The sequence below is a fragment of the Microcoleus sp. Pol8_D6 genome (genome assembly GCF_036700965.1).
Lineage (GTDB): Bacteria > Cyanobacteriota > Cyanobacteriia > Cyanobacteriales > Microcoleaceae > Microcoleus.
Map to the genome: position 1 here is coordinate 1 of NZ_JAUBPW010000098.1, position 18852 is coordinate 18852.

The window sequence follows — 18852 nt, forward strand, 5'->3', positions numbered from 1 at the left end:
CCTCATTCTCTCCTGGCGCGGTGGCTCTAGTTCTTCTTTTGCCACCGTTCTCATCTTTGGTTAGTCTAAACTACAGTCTAAAATGATTGTGGCTCAACTACATTAGTTACTGTTCGGGATTAGATTGTACCGAAGTTACAGCATTTCAGGCTTCGTGGAAAGAGCGGTTTCAAAATGCTGTAGATGAAACGCATAGGCATCAGTCGATCGCAGTTTTGCTAACAATTAAAAAAGCTAAGGATTATTGGCATCAAATTAAGCCATCCGGTGACTTTAGCCGGGAAGATTGGGTATTTAGAGAGCAACTCTCGTTAGAAATTGGGAAATTTTATTCAGAGCAAAATAGCGATGTTAAGTCTCATATTCCTTTTTTTTTCAAAACATTGTATGAGTTCGTTTAAATAAAACGCCTCAATTATAATATTCCATTTTCTATCCATCAGTATCGCTAGGAAAACCAAATTGGTCTGGTAATTCAGCAGAGGTAATTTGCAGAATCTCTAGCAACTTCTTGTATTGAACAGGCGTTAGCTTCGGTACAGATCGCCCGGATTCCCAGTTGCTTACCGTCATTTCCGTAACTCCAAGTGCTTTTCCTAGCTGTTTTTGAGTCATAAACCATTTAACTCGGAGTCTTTTGAGTGGCGATCGCTCGAATTTTTTAAACATTTCCATAAGCTAATTGACCCTGACCGTAAATTGATTTACGCTTACCCTAAATTGATTTATGCTTACCCTAAATTGATTTACGTTTACCCTAAATTGATTTGCTCTAGGCAAATACAGAAACATCAGATAGTATTGCTTTAACAAATTGTGCTTTACGGGAATAGCGGTCTTTTCTTTCATTAGAAATTGTACGCGGTTTTACCGTTACGAAGCATCAAACCAATCCAAAATTATTAGTCAAAGCTATGTTGCAAGATTCATCATCGAACCAAACATCGCCCAATGTTTTAACCAACCAAACCTTTGAGGCCGATCGCGAAGCAGTCCGTCACGTCATCATCGGTTCGCCGCTGGGAGTACGCCGAACTATCCACCAACTGCACGCATTGCGCTACGAGGAAGCTGTTCGTTGGACTCATCCGATCGCCATTCCCGACAATCGCATCATTATTACACCCGATCAGGGAGAAATCATGAGTCTGTTAGTCAAATTAATCCGGCTGCAATGAAGTCATAAATGTGCGATCGATGTTTCTAGATTTGAGTCAAAAGTGCGATCGCGAATCTCTTCTCGTTGCCCGTGCTAAACTCAACAGATATATCCCAAAACTCTTGTCGGGTAGGCTTCCTGCCTGCCCTTGACACAAACTTAACAACTAGCTCGCAATTCAGCTTATGATTGTTATTACCCCCGTCCTAAAACCCGTTAGCCAAATAACGCTTTCTCCCGGTAGTGTCGTAACTATTCCCAATATAAGTTGGCTGGAATTTGAGTCGATTTTGCAGGAATTAGGAGAAAAGCGAAGAACCAGAATTGCCTACAGCAACAGTACCTTAGAAATCATGGTTCCCTTACCAGAACACGAAAGGCCGAAAGATTTAATTTCCGATATTGTAAAAATTTTACTCAAGTCAGCGGGCAGAAGATATGAACCTTTTGGTTCTACTACTTTCAAACGGGAAGGTGCAGCAGGAGTTGAACCTGATGCTTGCTTTTATATTCTAAATTATCAGCGGATGATTAATCGGCGCCGACTTTTACCGGACGATCCGCCGCCGGATTTGGCAATTGAGACGGATGTTACTTCTAAAACTAAGATCGATGCCTATAAAATTATTGGAGTTCCAGAAGTATGGGTTTACGACAGCGGCAGACTTCGCATTTATTTGCTGCAAGATGGAGAGTATGTAGAATCCGATATAAGTCCGAATTTTCCAGAAATCGCGATCGCCCAACTGATTCCGGCTACAGTGGAACGTGCTTTGCAGGTAGGGAGTTGTCAAGCGCTAGAAGAATTTGAAAGTGCGATCCTCTCCGAGGGCTTCGCTAACGGCTAAACTCGTAGGACACGTTACGCACTTCGCACTTCCCATCCAAAAAATTACACACTTACTCCCACATTGTCAACCCCTAAAGGTCGATAAATTGTATCTCTTTGCTGATAACTCCGCCCCAAAGAACTAATCGCATTTTGCAAATCTTCGACAGATTGACAACTGCCGCCAACCGCACCGGCCATCGTTGTAATGTGCTCTTCCATCAATGTACCGCCGATGTCGTTGCAGCCCCATTTCAGCGCTTCTGTAGCTCCATCTAAACCTAATTTTACCCAACTCGGTTGGTGATTGGAAATCAAATTGCCTAAGAAGATTCTCGATACTGCGGTGAGTAACAATGTATCTGCTAAAACTGGTTGATCGCGGCCGACTCGACTCCGCAAAGGTGCCGGTGCTTCTTGCCCGACAAATGGTAGTAAAATAAATTCTGTAATACGTGCCGGATAGTTTTGGTCGATCGCAGTTTGTTGGAGCGATCGCACTTTTTCTAAATGCAAAACCTGCTGTTGGGCCGTCTCAATATGCCCGCAAAGCATCGTACTCGTTGTCGGCAAACCCAGACGGTGAGCAGTTCCCACAATTTCCAGCCAAGTTGCCGAATTTAGTTTTTCCGGGCAAATTACCCGTCGCACAGAATCGTCGAGAACTTCTGCAGCGGTTCCCGGCATCGAACCGACTCCCGCATCCTGCAAAGCCGAAATTACATAGCTGAAACTCAGATTATCTTCTCTGGCAATAAACTCTATTTCTTGTGGCGAAAAAGCGTGCAAGTGCAACTGAGGAAACTTATCCTTAATAGTTTTCACCAATTGCAGATAATAATGCAAAGATGCGCCGTTCAGCTTAGCTTGAAGATTTAAGCCGCCCTGCATACAAATTTCCGTTGCACCCCGCTGCACTGCATCAGTTGCCTTTTCCTGAATTTGAGCTGCATCTAACCAAAAAGCGCCCTCATCTCCTTCGTCGCGGCGAAATGCACAAAAACTGCAATGCTGCTCGCAAATGTTAGTAAAATTAATATTCCGATTGATAACGTAGGTGACAGTATCTCCTGATTGTTGGCGGCGGAGCAAGTCAGCGGTTGTTTGAATAGAAGCTCGTGCGTCTGGCTCTGTTTGCTGCAAAAGTACCAAGGCTTCTGCAGAAGAGATATTATAACCTTGTAAAGCTCGATCGAGAATTGCATCCACAGTTTTCTTTTTAACTCAGCTACAGAATTACTGACTAGAATTAAGGCGTTTTTATATTTTAACTAATCAATTATGGAGGAACGATATTTTACAATCTCAAGTGCTACCAAACTATTCTTAACTTTCTGAACTCTCAAATTATGGGCAGCTACCAACCAAATCAGGTCTTGCCAGTGCCGTCGGGGCCTTTGCAAATTCCTGCTATACAGACTTTCGGTTCAACTTTTGTACACGCAGGCACACCGCCAATTTATTTTTCCCTGGTAATTCCCACCTACAACGAGCGCAGGAATATCCAGAGTATTGTGGAAAAATTGAGCCAATTGCTCGATGGTATCCTTCCCGGCAACTACGAATTAATTGTAGTCGATGACGACAGCCCCGATCGCACTTGGGAAATCGCCCTGTCCCTGACACCGGAATATCCGCAATTGCGGGTAATGCGCCGAGAAGAGGAGCGGGGACTTTCCACAGCGGTAATTCGCGGGTGGCAGGTAGCTCAGGGTGAGGTTTTGGGCGTCATCGATGCCGACTTGCAGCATCCCCCGGAGACGCTGTTGCAGCTTTTAGCAGAAATTCAGCGGGGAGCAGATTTAGCTGCTGCAAGTCGTCACGTGGGCGAGGGCGGGGTGAGCGACTGGAGCGTTGTCAGGCGATTTTTATCGCGGGGCGCTCAAACCGTGGGGTTGGTGATCCTGCCGGGAGTGGTGGGCCGAGTTTCCGATCCGATGAGTGGCTATTTTATGGTGCGTCGCACTTGCATAGCCGGCAAAACCATGAATCCTGCTGGTTACAAAATATTGATTGAAGTGCTCGGCAGGGGCGATATCCACTGGATTGGAGAAGTTGGTTACGTGTTTCAGGAGCGGCAAGAAGGCGAGAGCAAAGTTACCTGGAAACAGTATATTGACTATTTGCGACATTTGCTTCGGTTGCGGTTTGCCCGCTGGCCGATGGGCCGATTCCTGCGGTTTGGCGTGGTTGGTTTCAGCGGCGTGTTTGTGGATATGGGAGTTTTTTACCTGCTGCGGACTGTCTTTGGTTTGGGGCTGACTCGCAGTGCAATCTTTTCTGCTGAAGTGGCAATTATCAATAATTTCTTGTGGAATGATTTATGGACTTTTCGTGATATTTCTAAGCGGCAGCCAGGAAAGCGCCAGCGCTTGAAACGGCTGTTGAAATTTAATGTGATTTGTTTGATTGGCTTGATTATGAATGTGCTGCTGGTGAATCTGCTGTTTAATGTTTTTAAGGTAAACGAATATTGCGCTAAGTTGATTGCGATCGCGACTGTCACTCTGTGGAATTTCTGGATCAATATGAAGCTGAGTTGGCGGGTGACGGACGTTCAAAAATAGTTTTTAGTTTGGCTATTCGTTAGTTGTTAGTGGTTATTGGAACTGACAACTAAAAACTCCCAACTGACAACTGACAACAGCCAACGGCTAAATGCCTTTAAATGAATGAATGAATTAATGATTAAGAACAAACAACTGTTGTTGCTATTTCTGTGGACCGCGATCGCCTTTATTTTGCGCTTTGCCAATTTGGACTTGAAACCGCTGTGGACGGATGAGTTTTCTACTCTAGTGTTTAGTTTGGGCAACAGTTTTCGCGGTGTGCCGATCGATCGCGCGATCGACCTTTCTACATTATTACAACCCCTACAATTGCGCCCTGATGCTGACACCGCCGACGTGCTCCGCAATTTGCTACTAGAAAGCAACCATCCACCAGTGTATTTTATGCTCGCCCACTGGTGGATGCGACTGTTTGGGCCGACCGAGGATAGTTTAGTTTGGATAGGGCGAGCTCTTCCTGCATTATTGGGCGTGATTTCAGTTCCAGCTATCTACTTTTTGGGGAAATTTGCTTTTAGTTCTCGTTTAGTCGGTCAATGTGCAGCCGCGATGATGGCAGTTTCTCCCTACGGCATTTATCTCGCTCAAGAAGCTCGCCATTACACTTTAGGAATCTTATTAGTTATTGCCTCTCTTTTTTGCCTCACATTAGCTGCAAAAAAGCTGCAACAGGGCGCTCCTCTGCCTATTTGGGCGGTGCTACTTTGGGTAGTTGTTAATTGTTTGGGAATTGCAGCTCACTATTTTTTTACACTGGCTTTGTGTGCGGAAGCAATAGCATTAATTGCTGTAATATGGCAGCAGTTTAATGGAAATTTGCCAATTGACAACAGCCAGCAGCCTAATATTTTGCCATTTCAAATCCTCTGGCGGTTTTTCGCAGTAGCGATGGGTACTTTAGCTGGCGGTTTAGTTTGGTTGCCGGTATTTTTGTCCAATAAATACGGCAGCGAACTAACTAATTGGATTGTCAGCGGCGATCGCACATTTTTAAATTGGATCGCGCCGATTTTTCAAGCTTTAGCTGGATGGATCACTGTCATCTCTCTGCTGCCGGTGGAATCGCCAAATTTGGTAGTAGTAGTAGCATCGGCGATCGTAATGACAATATTTTTTATATTGGTGCTTCCTATCCTGTTTAGCGCTCTTAAAAAGTCCTTAACAGCGCCCGATACTCGTTTAGGTACTGTTATTTTCGGCGGATTTGTGCTAGGAGCAATTTTCCTATTTTTCAGCTTTGCATATATTCTCGGCATTGACCTCACTCGCGGCGCACGATACAATTTCGTCTACTTTCCGGGGGTGATATTGCTTTTAGGAGCAACCTTGGCGGTTATTTGTAACACACCTACAGTAAAAAGTCAATCGTTTAATTTACGGGCGATCGAAGTTCAGGGCAAAAAAGCAGTGGTGCTAATTTTAGTAATGGGTTTTTTTAGCGGTGTCACAGTAAATTCCAATCTCGGCTATCGCAAATATTACAAACCAGACCTTTTAATTCCGATTATCCGCGAAGTATCGAAAGTTCCCGTGTTAATTGCCACTACTCAAAAGACTCATGTAGAAATAGGAGAGTTGATGGGGATAGGGTGGGAATGGGAAAGAAGTTCGGTAACGGATTTTGTAGCGGATGTAACGGATGTTAGGAAGAAAGAAGAAGTTAAAGCCTTTGATTCTCCGCTGTTTCTTTTGGCTAATCAGAGAAGGGATGCACCAGAAATAGCGGCAGGAACACTTGACAAAACACTCAGTCAATTAGAACGTCCGCTAGATTTGTGGTTGGTTAATTTTCGCGCACCTGTCAATATAGAAGCACAGAAATGTCAGCTTGAATCGCGCGAGATGCCTGCAGTGGATGGGTATGAATATCAAGTTTATCATTGTTCTTGAGTTGGCATCGCCCGCAACGACAGTTCAATCGACTAGAAAGAGCGATTAATAAATTTATGACTCCGAGGCATGACAATATTCGCACAGACCTTTTGCTCTCTGACGAACTTGATTTTGGATATTTTCAGGGATTTGATGGCTAGCGGACATTTCTACACAGTAGGCTGAATCTGACCCAAGAAAAGATTGCGGACAGTCCGATTTATAAAACTGAGGTAATCGTCGATTTCTTCGTAAAGATTGAGTTCTTGTTCTTCGTCAGAATTTAGAGGGAAAGTTTGTTGTTTGTCCAACAGTTCTTGGATGCGATTTTTGACAGTTGTGGAGGCTTTAAAAATTGGTATGTCTTCCACTAATTCAATTCGGACAGCTCCTTCTATAAGTAGAGTATCGCGCAGGTTTTCCAGTTTTGGCAGGATTAGCATCGTTGTGAATTTTATGGGCTTCCATCTTGATTATATCTAGGTTTTTTTCAATCTTTCCTCACACTATCGGGCACGCCCACCGCCGAAATACCCGATATCGCCTTTAAGTTTTGACACCGAATCAACTCGTTAAAATCCAAACTGCGCCCTTCAATTTGCGCCACAGCCTCGATCGCCCCCAGCAAATGTCCGGCCGCTTCCGCTTCGTTGTAACCACGCCTTCCCGCTACTCTAATCGCTCCTTCGTCAGCATCTAACTCTACTTGGGAACTGCGGTTGTCGCGCCAAATTCGAGTCATGGCGAGTCCTGTCAAACCGCCCGCGATCGCAGTGCCGATCGCATCTCCCTGCAACAATTCTACAACAGTCCCGACAATTCCCGCCAGAGCCGCACCTTGATAAATATCCGGTTTAAACCACTTAACATTGCACAGAAAACTTACATTCCGCAATAGCAGTAAATCCCGCTGCGGCTTAGATAGCAGCCGCCACAAATCAAAATTAATATAAATCGGGCGCGATTGATTCCAAGGCAAAGGAAAATCGCAGTCAATTACCGTTGATTGTTGTGGTTTATTAATTATTTTACACGTCATGCGACCGGAAGCGGGCATCACATCTAACAGGCGGCGATTTTCTGGATCGGGATTCATATTTTTTGGGAATTGGTTATTGGTAATTAGACCTATAGCAGAAATTTTTGATTAATATGTCAACCGCAGATTCAAGGCAGATAAACGCAGATAATTTTTAGATAGTTTGGGAATGCTTGCAATTTGAGTCTAATCTGTAGGGACACGGCAATGCCGTGTCCTTTTCCCATAGCTCATTTAAGGACTTTTCTTAGAGTCTGATTTGGGAGATTATTGAGCTTTCGGAGTTGCTTTTTCACTCTTCGGCGAAGGCTTCGGACTGGCAATTGATGGGGCAACTGACGGCTTTGAATTCGCGGCTGAGGATGGCAGTGGTTTGGGAGAATCAGGGGCTGTTAGCGGGGCAGCAGGGGCTGTTTTAGCGCCTAAAATGCTGGCGTCTCCGGTGTCGAAGGTTCCCGCGATGCAAGCGATCATCATTGTCGCTAAGGTGCCGACAAATAATGCTTTCCAACCGAGTTCGGAAATGTCTTTGCGACGGGATGGAATTAGGGCGATTGTGCCGCCGACAAATATGCCGACGGATGCTAAGTGGGCAAAGCCGGAAAGGGCGTAACTGACAATTAAAACTGTACGATCGCTCACCAGTCCTTTTGCCGATGCTTCTGCTAAACTTTGATAGGGCGGAATGGCTGTTTCTAACAACCTGCGACCGATAATTACTGACGCTTGCCAAGAGTCGTCTAATGAAACTCCTGTTAATAGCGTCAGGGGATAAAATAAAAATCCCATAATGTTGGCTAAGGTGACAACTTTGAAAAAGCCACCAATGGGGCCGGGCAAAATTGCCAGCCAACCAAAGAATTGATTGATTAAGGAAACTAAGCCTAAGATTAAAATCAAAACAGCGGCAATTGCTACTGCCATTTTTACACCGTCCAATGCACCAATTATCGCTGCATCTAAAGGGCTGACTCGTTCGATGGGTTCTCCCCCAACAGTCTCTTGTGTGAATTCTTCGCGCTCCCTGTCCGAAATTTCTTCGCCCACAAACTCGCGGCCTTTAGGCTTGGGTTCTTCCTTGGGAATGCCACCCATTGTCAGGGGCACTCCTGTTTCGGGTACTAAGATTTTGGATAGAACAAAACAAGCGGGAATAGCGATAATTGAGGCTGAAACTAAGTGTCCTAAAATATTGGGAAAAACTGGCTTGAGAAAACTAACGTAAATTGCTAAAGTTGAAGAAGCAGCGGTTCCAAAACAGCAAGAGAGGATTGCACAAAGTTCCGAACGAGTCATTCTTGGCAAATAAGGCTTGACGACTATTGCCGCTTCAATTCCTACGAAAATATTAGCCGCACCGCTGAGGGCTTCCGCGCCGCTCAACCGCATTGTCATATAAAAGATTTTTGCAAAAAGTTCGGTGATAATTTGAATCACGCCGATGTTGTATAGCAAGGCCATGAGGCCAGAAAAAAAGATGACTGTCGGTAAAGCTCGAAAGGCAAAAATATATCCTAAATTAACTGCCGGATCTTTACCAGGTATCGGTACAACATTGCTCCCGAATACAAATCTCGCTCCAGCGTCAGCAGCGGTGAATACTCCATCCAGTAAGCTAGTAAACCATTCTAAAGCGATGCGAGTTGGGGGGAACAGGAATACTAAAAATCCTAAGACTAATTGCAGGCCAATGCCCCAGATGATGACGCGCCAAGGTATATACTTCGACTGTCGGTTTTCTGAAAAAACCCAGGCGATCGCACATAAGCCAAAAATGCCCAGAAACGAGATAAGATTGTAGATAGACATGAGCCTAGTCCTTGAAATAGTTGAGAATGCCGATCGACGGCTTGCACCACATCAGTTATACTATTCATCTGACGGCAAATGCTAAAAAAAAATAACGGGCAGATAAATTACGCACTCAACAGCGTACTTATGTCATTGCTTAGGTCATTCCGAACTCTGCGGATCTTTAGCAAGCCTTGATTTGCCGTAATTACCAGCAGTTTAAATAGAAACTCTAACACATGGAAGCTTTTGCTCCACATCCTCCTGAATGGACTGCAACGGCGGTTCACGCTAATGAGTTTTGCTGTCCCAAGTGCGGCGCTAGCTGTACGGATGCCGCTGAGGTCTGGATTAATCGCCGATCGCCAGTATACACCGAGTTCAACCGCCGCAAGTGGCAAGAATTTTACCGATGCCAGTGTGGCGGTGTGTGGTGGGCTTGGAGTAACGATAGGCCTCCTTCTGAACTTGTGCGTCGCGATGAAATCTCGAATGACGGCCCGGATGACAGCCCGGATGATGATTTTTAGAACCGTGACAGAATTTTCGCTTTTCGCTTTGCGATTTTTTTATTTAAAGGTGCGCGGCATGGCGCACCCTACGTTTAGATAATTTATCGCCCGTTCTCAACTAATTGAGCACGTCAAGTATTCCCTTGACTACGCCTTCCATGACTCTTTCAATTAAGCTCAATTCATTTTCGCCGATCGACTCATTTAAGAGCATTGACTGAATTCGCTGTCTGTCATCGCGAGTCAGTTCGCCTGACGAAAATATCCGCTCTACTATTTGTTCAGTTAGAAATTGGAAAGCTGGAGTTTGCATGGTTGGTCTCTAAAAGCATTAATATTTTGTTTTTAACTTCATTAGAGCAGCCAGTTATTTTGCGGGTTTTTGCCGTCCCACCCAGTCAGTGCTGAAATCATAAGGCTTTGAGGGCATTTTGTCAAGATACCTGCGACAGATAAATATAAAATCTGCATTAAATTTCCGACATTCTGGCAACGGGTGGTTTTGGAGTGCGATCGACCCCCGGCGGTGGCGGTATTCGATCGACCTTTTTAAGTTTATTGGCACTTGGGCGGAACATTACAGCTCAAAAAAAATCAAAACGAGAAGAGATTAGAATGGGGCATGGGGCATGGGGCATGGGGCATGGGGCATGGGGCAAACAGGGAATTGGTAATAGGCAATTAACTTTTATGACTTCCCTCGAACCTCTTCTTTCTTCCTTCCTTCCGGCTAATGACTAATGACTAAGAACTAATGACTAATGACTAATGGCTTCCTCCAATGACCTATTTTCGTTCTGCTCTAATTTTGACATTAGGTTTTTGGCTGCTACCGCTAGCAGTGCGATCGCAACCCGTAGTCCCTGCTACTGACGGCACAAATACTGTTGTTAATTCCGAGCAAAACCGCACAGACATTAGTGGCGGACAACGGTCAGGAAACGGGGCAAATCTGTTTCACAGCTTCAGCCAATTTAATCTCAGCGAAGGTCAAATAGCTAATTTTATAACTAATCCAAATATTCAAAATATTTTAGGGCGGATTTCCGGCGACAATGTTTCCGTCATTAACGGTCTGATTTCTGTAAGCGGCGGTAACTCAAATTTATTCTTAATGAATCCGGCGGGAATTGTCTTCGGTCAAAATGCTAGATTAAACGTGCCGGGGTCTTTTTTCGCAACAACTGCTACAGGTATTGGGTTCGGCGATCGCTGGTTCAATTCTGCCGGAATTAATGATTACAAAGCTTTACTGGGAAATCCCAATCAATTTAATTTTAATAACTCACAAGTTGGTGCAATTGTCAATGCTGGAAACTTGGCAGTTGGCAGCGGGCAAAGTTTAACTTTGCTCGGTGGCACCGTTGTTAATACAGGACAATTATCCGCTCCCCATGGTCAAGTTACTGTGGCTGCTGTTTCGGGACAAAATGCAGTCCGTATCAGTCAAGTTGGCAATTTATTGAGTTTAGAAATTACTCCGTCTTTGCAGTTAGAAAACTCGGTGATTGCCCCGGTTTCTTTGCCTCAGTTGCTGACGGGGCCCGGCGTAGCGTCAGCCACAGGTTTAACGACTAACGAACAAGGTCAATTGGTACTGACTGGCAGCCAAACAGTGCCGGCAGTTGCCGGAAGTGCGATCGTCTCCGGTTCTGTAAATGTATTTGGCCCTTCTGGGAATGCTGGCGGCACAGTCAATATTTTCGGGGAAAAAGTGGGACTCTTCGGCGCAAATATCAATGCTTCCGGGACAGATGGCGGAGGTACTGTGCGCGTCGGAGGCGTTTTCCGGGGGATGGAACCAGTGCCGAACGCACTGGTAACTTATGTTAGTCCTGATTCTACGATCGCAGCAGATGCGATCGACCGTGGCAATGGCGGCACTGCGGTAATTTGGTCAGACAATACAACTCGCTTCTTCGGCAATATTAGTGCTCGCGGGGGCACTGCCGCAGGTAACGGCGGCAGAGTCGAAGTTTCAGGCAAAAATGCTTTAACTTTCCAAGGAGAGGTGGATACCCGCGCGACTAACGGTGCGATCGGCAATTTGTGGCTCGATCCGGCAAATATTACGATCGTCAGCGGTAACGGCGACACCAGCGCGCCATCTGGCGGGGAACTCGCATCGGCACCCGAACCCAATGAAACATCGATCTCAGAAGTACAGTTGGAACAGATGGCAGCCGGCAGCAACGTGATTCTAGAAACCCCCGGCTACATCACCCTCCAAGACTTGCCCGATAACAAACTTTCCCTGCAAGCGAGAACGGGAGACACCGTAACATTTAGATCCGGCGGAGTGTTTGTTGTCAATGACTTCCAGGACGCAATCGAGACTCAAGGTGGCAACATCAACATTTTCGCCAGCAGCATCTCTCTGGGCGGACTTAATGCTAACGGCGGCAATATCGCTATCACTGGTAACGGCATTGACTTCAGAGGTGGCAGCAATTCTGTCAACAGTGCGGGGGGAACAATTCGCTTGCAACCCAACGATAGCCGATCGATTCGGATCGGTGGCACCGGGGATATTTTGGGCATTTTGGACTTGACGGCAAGGGATCTCGGCGCTTTGGCGGGGGATTTCGGCTCGATCGCGATCGGGCGCGAAAACGGTAGCAGCTCCTCGATCGCGATCGTCGCACCCATTACCTTCAACAGCCCGCTGACACTTCAAGGCAGCTCGATCAGGATCGACAATCCCCTGAGAACAAGTGGCAGCGCTAGCTTGACTCTCGACGCGCCCCAAACTGATCTCAACGCCAACATTGCGACATCCGGCGGCGATCTCACTTTTACAGGAAACGCATCCCTCAATGCTGACGTGGCTTTGAGCACGGAACTTAGCGGCAACATTCTGTTCTCCGGCAGCCTAGACGGATCTCACGCCCTAAGATTAGACGCTCAGCGAGTGCTGTTCGGCGGTACAGTCGGTCAAGCTGCACCGCTGGCGAGTTTGACTGTAAACGCCGGCAGTACCGAGGTATCGGCCAATATTGCGACATTTGGCGACATGACTTTCAATAGTAACGTCACAGTCGATCGCACCGCCGCCCTAGCCGCCACTACCGGCAATATCACTTTTGCCAATACCCTCGACAGCAGGCCGGGCCGAGCAAATAATTTGACGCTGCGCGCTGGTGGCAACATTACTTTTGACGGCAGAGTCGGTCAAACTCAGAGGTTGGGCCTGCTCTCGGCTGATGCTGCTAGCGTGACGGCTACTTCCACAATTGCCGCCCGCATTTTGAGCGTTAACGCGCGAGATGCCGTTACCTTCGGGGGGGACAGCACGGCAGCTTTGGGAGCCGATATCAAGGCAGAAAACGTCCTTCTAGAGGGTAATTTAAGGACGGATGGCGGCAGTGTGAATCTGCAAGGAAGCGGGGATGTTCGGACTGGTAATATTACCTCGAATGGTGGGAGAGTTCGGGTTGAGGGAAATACTGTTGCTGCAGGTGCGATCGACTCGTCATCGGCGGGCACAGGAGGCGCGATCGCTCTCCAAACCAATGCTGGGCCTTTAACTGCCGGAGCTTTGAACGCTTCGGGGGCGATCGGCGGAAATATCGATGTCACCTCGAAAGCGGGCATTTCGGCTCTAGATATCAACTCCAGCGGCACTTCAAACGGCAACGGCGGAGGCGTTTCCCTGAACGCGACTGATAACATTCAGTTGGGCTTTATCAATGCTCAAGGTGGCACTGGTGGCGCTGGTGGCAGCGTTGATGTGACAACCCTCGGTTTGTTTCGCTCGAACAATGTTTTCAACGATATATCGGGCAATTCTTCGAGTATTTCTACTGCCGGAGGTGCGGGGGCGGGGGCGATCGCAATTGGGCACGGAGGCGGTATCGATCGACCGTTTGTAGTTGGCGGCGCGATCGACAATGGAACCCTGGGAAGCATTAATGCTGGCGCGGGAAACGCCATTTTGCCCACTTTTTCTTTTGGACAAACTTACACCCAAGGAAATTTACCAAATCAGATTTCCCTAATTACACCGGGCCCGCCCTCTACTCCTGCACCAATTCCCGCACCAATTCCCGCACCAATTACCGCACCAATTCCCGCACCGCCTGTAGTTCCCGTAAATCCTGAGCCTCCCCCATCACTTCCTGCATCTTTGCAAGTAGAATTAGAGTCGCAAAGTAGATACAAACATTCCCAAATTAGGCCGGATATTTTCGCTCCTTCTCGCAGATTCGATTCGGTCGGTTCGGGAGTTTTAGAGTTTGAGCAAACCTTTACTCGCGAGTACGAAAAATATCTAGACTTGCCCGCAAGAACGCCGATTAGTAATATGTCGGTAATTTACGAAACTCTTCGCAAAAACGAAAAAATTACCGGGATAAAATCTGCCATTATTTATATGAATTGGGTCAGCGGCTTGGCTGCCACCACCGCCAAAGAAAATGGTTCAGTGCTGGTGGCCACTCAGGATTTATCTAATCTGTTGCCTGTGAGAAAAAACCTCACCTCCGGGCCCCCTCGCGTCTTAGAAGATAAGTTAGCCCAGAGGTTGCCGCCGGATGGCACAGAAGTTTCCGATGTTCCTAACGGGGAGCATTTAGAATTAGTGTTAGTAACAGCTAACGATGAACCGAGGCGCGTTTTAATTCCGGCGACAACGCGCTGGCAGGTGTTGCAACTAGCCGAGGCCCTGCAAAGCGAAATAACTAATCCCCGAAAAAGAAGCAGCATTAGTTATTTGGATACGGCGCAAAAACTTTATCGGTGGTTAATTGCGCCAGTTGCTGCAGAATTGACAGCTTTAAAAATTGACAATTTAATTGTAATTCCGGCAGCAGGTTTGCGGAGCGTGCCGTTTGCGGCACTTCACGACGGCAAAGGCTTTTTAGTTGAGAAATACAGCATTAGCGTGATGCCGAGTCTGAGTTTGACTGATACTCGCTACGACAATATTGCGGATGATGAAGTTTTGGCAATGGGGGCGTCGGTATTTGAAGATAAAGCGCCATTACCAGCGGTACCGGTGGAGTTAGAGTCGATCGCGCCGCCCGATCGGGGAAAATCATTTTTGAATCAAGATTTTACTCTCGGAAATTTGCAAGCTCAGCGAGCAAATCGACCTTTTGGTATCATTCACTTAGCAACTCACAGCGAATTCCAGCCCGGGGAACCAAAAAATTCTTACATTCAGTTGTGGGATAGTAAATTGCGTATCGATCAAATGCGGCAGTTGCGATGGAATGAACCGCCGGTCAATCTGTTAGTTTTAAGCGCGTGCAGTACCGCCTTGGGCGACGAAGAGGCGGAGTTGGGGTTTGCGGGTTTGGCGGTAGCTAGCGGTGCTAGATCCGCTTTAGCGAGTTTGTGGGAAGTCAGCGATGAGGGGACTTTGGGGCTGATGACTGAGTTTTATCGCCAGTTGCGGACACCCAAACGCGGTGGCAATTTGATGATTAAAGCGGAGGCTTTGCGGCGCGCGCAATTGGAGATGCTGCAGGGGCGCGTGCGGATTCAAGACGGGATGTTGCGAGTCGAAGGGCTTTCTGAAAGTCTAATTTTGCCTCCGGAAATTGCGGCGCGGGGCGATCGCGTGCTTTTGCATCCTTATTATTGGGCCGCCTTTACAATGATTGGTAATCCTTGGTAATGAAGATGTTGAATGAAGAAGGAAAAAGAGGCGATTTGCACTCGCTTTCATGGCATGGTGATTCGCCCTATTTATACTCTTATGCAACGCCCACATCTGCTATTAAGACCAAGGGCGATCGCACTTCACTCTGTTTTGCCGGATTTTGCAGGAAACTGGGGAGCGATCGTACTCCTGACCGGAACGTTTAGCCGTCTTATTTTTAAGAAATGTTAATAAACAATAACTTTTCTTTTTAAACTTAAGTTTTTCTTAAAATTTCGGATATTATTATGTATTAGAAGATACATCTACTTAATTAATTAACAATTCCTAAAAAAATAATTGAGTATTAATACTCACAAGAGGATATAAGAATGATTAACTTACCGGGCTACGAGATTACCAACCAAATCCATGAAAGTAATAATTCTTTAGTTTACCGGGGACTGAGAAAGCAAGACAACAAACCAGTAATTATCAAATTTCTCAAACAAGATTATCCGATGCCAGCTTCGTTAGTCAGATACAAGCAGGAATACGAAATTACACACAATCTTAACCTAGAAAGTGTGCCTAAAACCTACGGCTTAGAAAGATCCCATAACAGTTTGGCTATCATTTTCGAGGATTGTGGTGGAGACTCATTAAAGCTCTTGTTGGCTTCTCACAAACTTACCTTAGAAGAGTTTTTGTTAACAGCTATTAAAATAACCCGGGCTTTAGGTGAAATTCATCGACATAAAATTATTCATAAAGATATCAATCCCAGCAATATTATTATTAACTCAACCACAGGGCTAGTTCAAATTATAGATTTTGGCATCTCTACTGTTTTAAAGCGCGAAAATCCTACCCTGAAAAATCCTAATGTTTTAGAAGGCACTCTGAGCTATATATCGCCGGAACAAACAGGCAGAATGAACAGATCGATCGACTACCGCACTGATTTTTACTCATTAGGAGTCACTTTTTACGAACTGCTAACGGGGCAATTGCCCTGGGATTACAGCGATGCAATGGAATTAATCCACTGTCACATTGCCAAACAAGCAGTACCGCCCCATCAAATCAATCGAGAAATTCCTAAAGCTGTTTCTGATATTGTGATGAAGCTATTAGCGAAAACCGCTGAAGCCAGATATCAAAGCCCTTGGGGAATTATCGCTGACTTAGAAGAATGCTTAGAACAATTAAAAACTATGGGACGAATTGCAGATTTTGCGATCGCCCAAAAAGATATTACAGATAAGTTTCAAATACCTCAAAAACTCTACGGCAGAGAAACAGAAGTTGAAACCTTATTAGCAGCCTTTGAGCGAGTCAGCAGGGGCAGCACCGAAATGATGCTAGTATCCGGTTACTCTGGCATTGGAAAATCCGCCTTAGTACAAGAAGTTTATAAACCAATTACTAAAGCCAGAGGTTATTTTATTGCCGGAAAATTCGACCAATTTCAACGAAATATTCCTTACGCGGCAGTTGTCAAAGCCTTTCAATCATTAGTTAAGCAACTCTTAACTGAAAGCGAAAATCAACTCAATACCTGGAAACAAAAAATATTAGCGGCCATTGGCGCTAATAGTCAAATCATTGTAGATGTCATTCCTGAAGTAGAATTAATCATTGGCCCACAGCCAGCCGTACAAGAATTAGGCGCTACTGAAGCACAAAACCGCTTTAATTTAGTATTTCAAAAATTCATCCGCGTCTTTTGTTCAGTTGACTATCCCTTAGTCATCTTTCTCGACGATTTACAATGGGCTGATGCCGCCACATTGAAATTGCTACAAGTAATGATAGCAGATGAGCAAACCAACTATCTATTTCTAATTGGTGCCTATCGAGACAACGAAGTCAACCCATCTCATCCTTTAATGATGACTTTGGACGAGCTGCAAAATCAAGGTGCAAGAATCGAGCGAATTACTTTAGCTCCCTTACATCTTCACCACATAGTTAACTTAATTACTGATACCGTGCGTAAAGACCAAAACTCAGCGCTCCCCCTAGCCGAGTTAGTGGTCAGTAAAACTCAAGGTAATCCTTTTTTTGTCAATCAGTTTCTCAAAACTCTCTATCAAGAAAACCTGCTAAAATTCAACTTTCACGAAAGAAACTGGGATTGGAACATTTCCGAAATTGAATCAGTAGGTATTACTGATAACGTCATTGAATTGATGATTGGCAAACTGAAAAGACTCCCCCCATCAACTCAACAAGTTTTGCGTTTGGCTGCTTGCGTGGGTAATAGTTTTGACTTAAACACTCTCTCAATTATAAATGAAAAATCTTTGGGAGCCACGTTTCAAGAACTCTTGCCAGCCATCCAAGAGGGATTGATTCTAACTACTTCTGACTTAGGTGCTACCGAATCAGAAATAATTAATTCCGACTTAGTAATTACTACTTATAAATTTTTGCATGACCGCGTGCAGCAGTCGGGTTACGCATTGATTGACTCAAAACTGCAAACCGCAATTCACCTACAAATTGGTCGTCTGTTACTAGCAAATATTTCTCCTGAACGACAAGCCGAAAGAATTTTTGAAATAGTCGATCATTTGAATTCTGGTCGGATTTTAATCATTGATGATCACGAGAAAAGTGAACTAGCTATTTTAAATTTAACCGCCGCTCGCAAAGCTAAAGATGCAACGGCTTATGCTGCTGCCAGAGACTACTTAAAATTCGGTCGAGAAATTTTACCGGGCGATATTTGGCAAGACTCCTACGAACTAGCTTTTACCTTTCATAAGGAGCTGGCAGAGGCCGAATATTTAAACGGCAATTTTGAAGAATCAGAAGCTTTAATAGAAGTGGCATTTGCCCAGGCAAAATCTGAGCTAGAACAAGCCGAAATTTACAACATTTTGATCGTGCAATACACTCTGCTGAGTAAATATGAAGCAGCAGTTCAATCGGGATTAAAAGCCCTTCAATTGCTGGGCATAGACTTGGCTGAAGATAGTTTAAGTGCGGCGATTAATGCGGAAATGGCGACAGCTACATCTAACTTGGCAAACCAAAAAATTGCTTCATTAATTCATGCCGAAAAGATGAAAGATCCGGCTCAACTAATGGCAATGAAATTATTGGGTAACATGGGGCCGCTAACGTTCTTTTCATCTCAAGAACTGTGGAAGTTGACTGTGATTAAAGCGATTAACCTTTCTCTCAATTACGGTTTTGTAGCGGGAGGGTCTTACTGCTATTCATGTTATGGAATTATTCTGAATTCAATTTTAGGAGATTACCAATCGGCTTATGAGTTTGGCAGACTCGCTCTGACTCTCAGCGAAAATTCAAATAACTTGTCTCAAAACTGCCAAGATAGTGTGATCTTTGCCAATTACTTAAACTGCTGGGTGAGACCGCTCAAAACTACGGCGGAAATTAATAACGAAGGTTATAAAGTTGGCTTGCAATCGGGCAATTTGCAATGGACGGGTTATAACCGGATGTTTCAAACTATTACCTA

The 18852-nt window shown here is 45.3% G+C and carries 15 protein-coding genes; 9 read left to right on the top strand and 6 right to left on the bottom strand.

All coding sequences use genetic code 11. The annotated features are described in order from the left end of the window. Nucleotides 1-86 precede the first annotated feature (86 nt). Nucleotides 87-401: a hypothetical protein gene (locus tag QUA10_RS26700; protein ID WP_333086426.1), complete on the top strand. Its 315-nt coding sequence runs from the start codon at nt 87-89 to the stop codon at nt 399-401. 31 nt (nt 402-432) lie between these two features. Here QUA10_RS26700 and QUA10_RS26705 read toward each other — a convergent pair whose 3' ends face one another. Beyond that, nucleotides 433-675 carry a helix-turn-helix transcriptional regulator gene (locus tag QUA10_RS26705; protein WP_333085553.1) on the bottom strand — a complete coding sequence of 81 codons (243 nt, stop codon included), beginning with the start codon at nt 673-675 and terminating at the stop codon, nt 433-435. 239 nt (nt 676-914) lie between these two features. Here QUA10_RS26705 and QUA10_RS26710 point away from each other — a divergent pair, with 239 nt between their 5' ends. Together QUA10_RS26710 and QUA10_RS26715 are read left to right on the top strand one after the other, a co-directional pair. Then, nucleotides 915-1178, top strand: a complete 264-nt coding sequence (locus QUA10_RS26710) for a hypothetical protein (protein ID WP_190731698.1) — start codon at nt 915-917, stop codon at nt 1176-1178. 166 nt (nt 1179-1344) lie between these two features. Continuing rightward, nucleotides 1345-2007 carry a Uma2 family endonuclease gene (locus tag QUA10_RS26715; RefSeq protein ID WP_333085554.1) on the top strand — a complete coding sequence of 221 codons (663 nt, stop codon included), beginning with the start codon at nt 1345-1347 and terminating at the stop codon, nt 2005-2007. Nucleotides 2008-2051: 44 nt separating this feature from the next. Here the strand turns inward: QUA10_RS26715 and cofH are convergent, their stop codons facing one another. Next, entirely contained in the window at nt 2052-3197 is a 1146-nt protein-coding gene (gene cofH / locus QUA10_RS26720; protein ID WP_333085555.1) for a 7,8-didemethyl-8-hydroxy-5-deazariboflavin synthase subunit CofH, read from the bottom strand. Nucleotides 3198-3337: 140 nt separating this feature from the next. On the opposite strand from cofH, the gene QUA10_RS26725 reads away from it, so the two are divergent. Further along, nucleotides 3338-4555 carry a glycosyltransferase gene (locus QUA10_RS26725; RefSeq protein WP_333085556.1) on the top strand — a complete coding sequence of 406 codons (1218 nt, stop codon included), beginning with the start codon at nt 3338-3340 and terminating at the stop codon, nt 4553-4555. 117 nt (nt 4556-4672) lie between these two features. After that, nucleotides 4673-6448 (top strand): glycosyltransferase family 39 protein, encoded by a 1776-nt coding sequence (locus QUA10_RS26730; RefSeq protein WP_333085557.1) that lies wholly within the window; start codon nt 4673-4675, stop codon nt 6446-6448. A gap of 152 nt (nt 6449-6600) precedes the next feature. Here the strand turns inward: QUA10_RS26730 and QUA10_RS26735 are convergent, their stop codons facing one another. The 3 genes from QUA10_RS26735 to QUA10_RS26745 all read right to left on the bottom strand — a co-directional run bounded on the left by QUA10_RS26735 (nt 6601) and on the right by QUA10_RS26745 (nt 9278). Further along, a complete protein-coding gene (locus tag QUA10_RS26735) occupies nt 6601-6873 on the bottom strand; it encodes a hypothetical protein (RefSeq protein ID WP_333085558.1) in 273 nt (90 codons plus the stop codon). A gap of 47 nt (nt 6874-6920) precedes the next feature. Next, entirely contained in the window at nt 6921-7526 is a 606-nt protein-coding gene (locus QUA10_RS26740) for a DUF3318 domain-containing protein (RefSeq protein WP_333085559.1), read from the bottom strand. 210 nt (nt 7527-7736) lie between these two features. Next, on the bottom strand, nt 7737-9278 hold the full coding sequence (locus QUA10_RS26745) for a nucleoside transporter C-terminal domain-containing protein (protein ID WP_333085561.1): 1542 nt from the start codon (nt 9276-9278) through the stop codon (nt 7737-7739). A gap of 221 nt (nt 9279-9499) precedes the next feature. Between QUA10_RS26745 and QUA10_RS26750 the strand changes: the two genes are divergently transcribed. After that, the gene (locus QUA10_RS26750) at nt 9500-9790 is read left to right on the top strand and encodes a hypothetical protein (RefSeq protein ID WP_333085562.1); all 291 of its coding nucleotides are present in this window, start codon (nt 9500-9502) and stop codon (nt 9788-9790) included. Between the two features lie 100 nt (nt 9791-9890). Here the strand turns inward: QUA10_RS26750 and QUA10_RS26755 are convergent, their stop codons facing one another. After that, on the bottom strand, nt 9891-10085 hold the full coding sequence (locus QUA10_RS26755) for a hypothetical protein (protein WP_333085563.1): 195 nt from the start codon (nt 10083-10085) through the stop codon (nt 9891-9893). A 468-nt stretch (nt 10086-10553) separates the two neighbouring features. On the opposite strand from QUA10_RS26755, the gene QUA10_RS26760 reads away from it, so the two are divergent. The 3 genes from QUA10_RS26760 to QUA10_RS26770 form a co-directional block, all read left to right on the top strand. Further along, nucleotides 10554-15392, top strand: coding sequence for a CHAT domain-containing protein (locus QUA10_RS26760; protein WP_333085564.1), 4839 nt, complete (start codon nt 10554-10556; stop codon nt 15390-15392). Nucleotides 15393-15404: 12 nt separating this feature from the next. Beyond that, nucleotides 15405-15608 carry a hypothetical protein gene (locus QUA10_RS26765; RefSeq protein ID WP_333085565.1) on the top strand — a complete coding sequence of 68 codons (204 nt, stop codon included), beginning with the start codon at nt 15405-15407 and terminating at the stop codon, nt 15606-15608. A 140-nt stretch (nt 15609-15748) separates the two neighbouring features. Further along, nucleotides 15749-18852 (top strand): serine/threonine-protein kinase PknK (locus QUA10_RS26770; RefSeq protein ID WP_333085566.1); only part of this gene is annotated, 3104 nt, incomplete at its 3' end.

Excerpts from the sequence above, each read along its gene's own strand:
- QUA10_RS26705 (WP_333085553.1), bottom strand. The coding sequence starts at position 675 with ATGGAAATGTTTAAAAAATTCGAGCGATCGCCACTCAAAAGACTCCGA.
- QUA10_RS26710 (WP_190731698.1), top strand. The coding sequence starts at position 915 with ATGTTGCAAGATTCATCATCGAACCAAACATCGCCCAATGTTTTAACC.
- QUA10_RS26715 (WP_333085554.1), top strand. The coding sequence starts at position 1,345 with ATGATTGTTATTACCCCCGTCCTAAAACCCGTTAGCCAAATAACGCTT.
- QUA10_RS26725 (WP_333085556.1), top strand. The coding sequence starts at position 3,338 with ATGGGCAGCTACCAACCAAATCAGGTCTTGCCAGTGCCGTCGGGGCCT.
- QUA10_RS26730 (WP_333085557.1), top strand. The coding sequence starts at position 4,673 with ATGATTAAGAACAAACAACTGTTGTTGCTATTTCTGTGGACCGCGATC.
- QUA10_RS26735 (WP_333085558.1), bottom strand. The coding sequence starts at position 6,873 with ATGCTAATCCTGCCAAAACTGGAAAACCTGCGCGATACTCTACTTATA.
- QUA10_RS26740 (WP_333085559.1), bottom strand. The coding sequence starts at position 7,526 with ATGAATCCCGATCCAGAAAATCGCCGCCTGTTAGATGTGATGCCCGCT.
- QUA10_RS26745 (WP_333085561.1), bottom strand. The coding sequence starts at position 9,278 with ATGTCTATCTACAATCTTATCTCGTTTCTGGGCATTTTTGGCTTATGT.
- QUA10_RS26750 (WP_333085562.1), top strand. The coding sequence starts at position 9,500 with ATGGAAGCTTTTGCTCCACATCCTCCTGAATGGACTGCAACGGCGGTT.
- QUA10_RS26755 (WP_333085563.1), bottom strand. The coding sequence starts at position 10,085 with ATGCAAACTCCAGCTTTCCAATTTCTAACTGAACAAATAGTAGAGCGG.
- QUA10_RS26760 (WP_333085564.1), top strand. The coding sequence starts at position 10,554 with ATGACCTATTTTCGTTCTGCTCTAATTTTGACATTAGGTTTTTGGCTG.
- QUA10_RS26765 (WP_333085565.1), top strand. The coding sequence starts at position 15,405 with ATGAAGAAGGAAAAAGAGGCGATTTGCACTCGCTTTCATGGCATGGTG.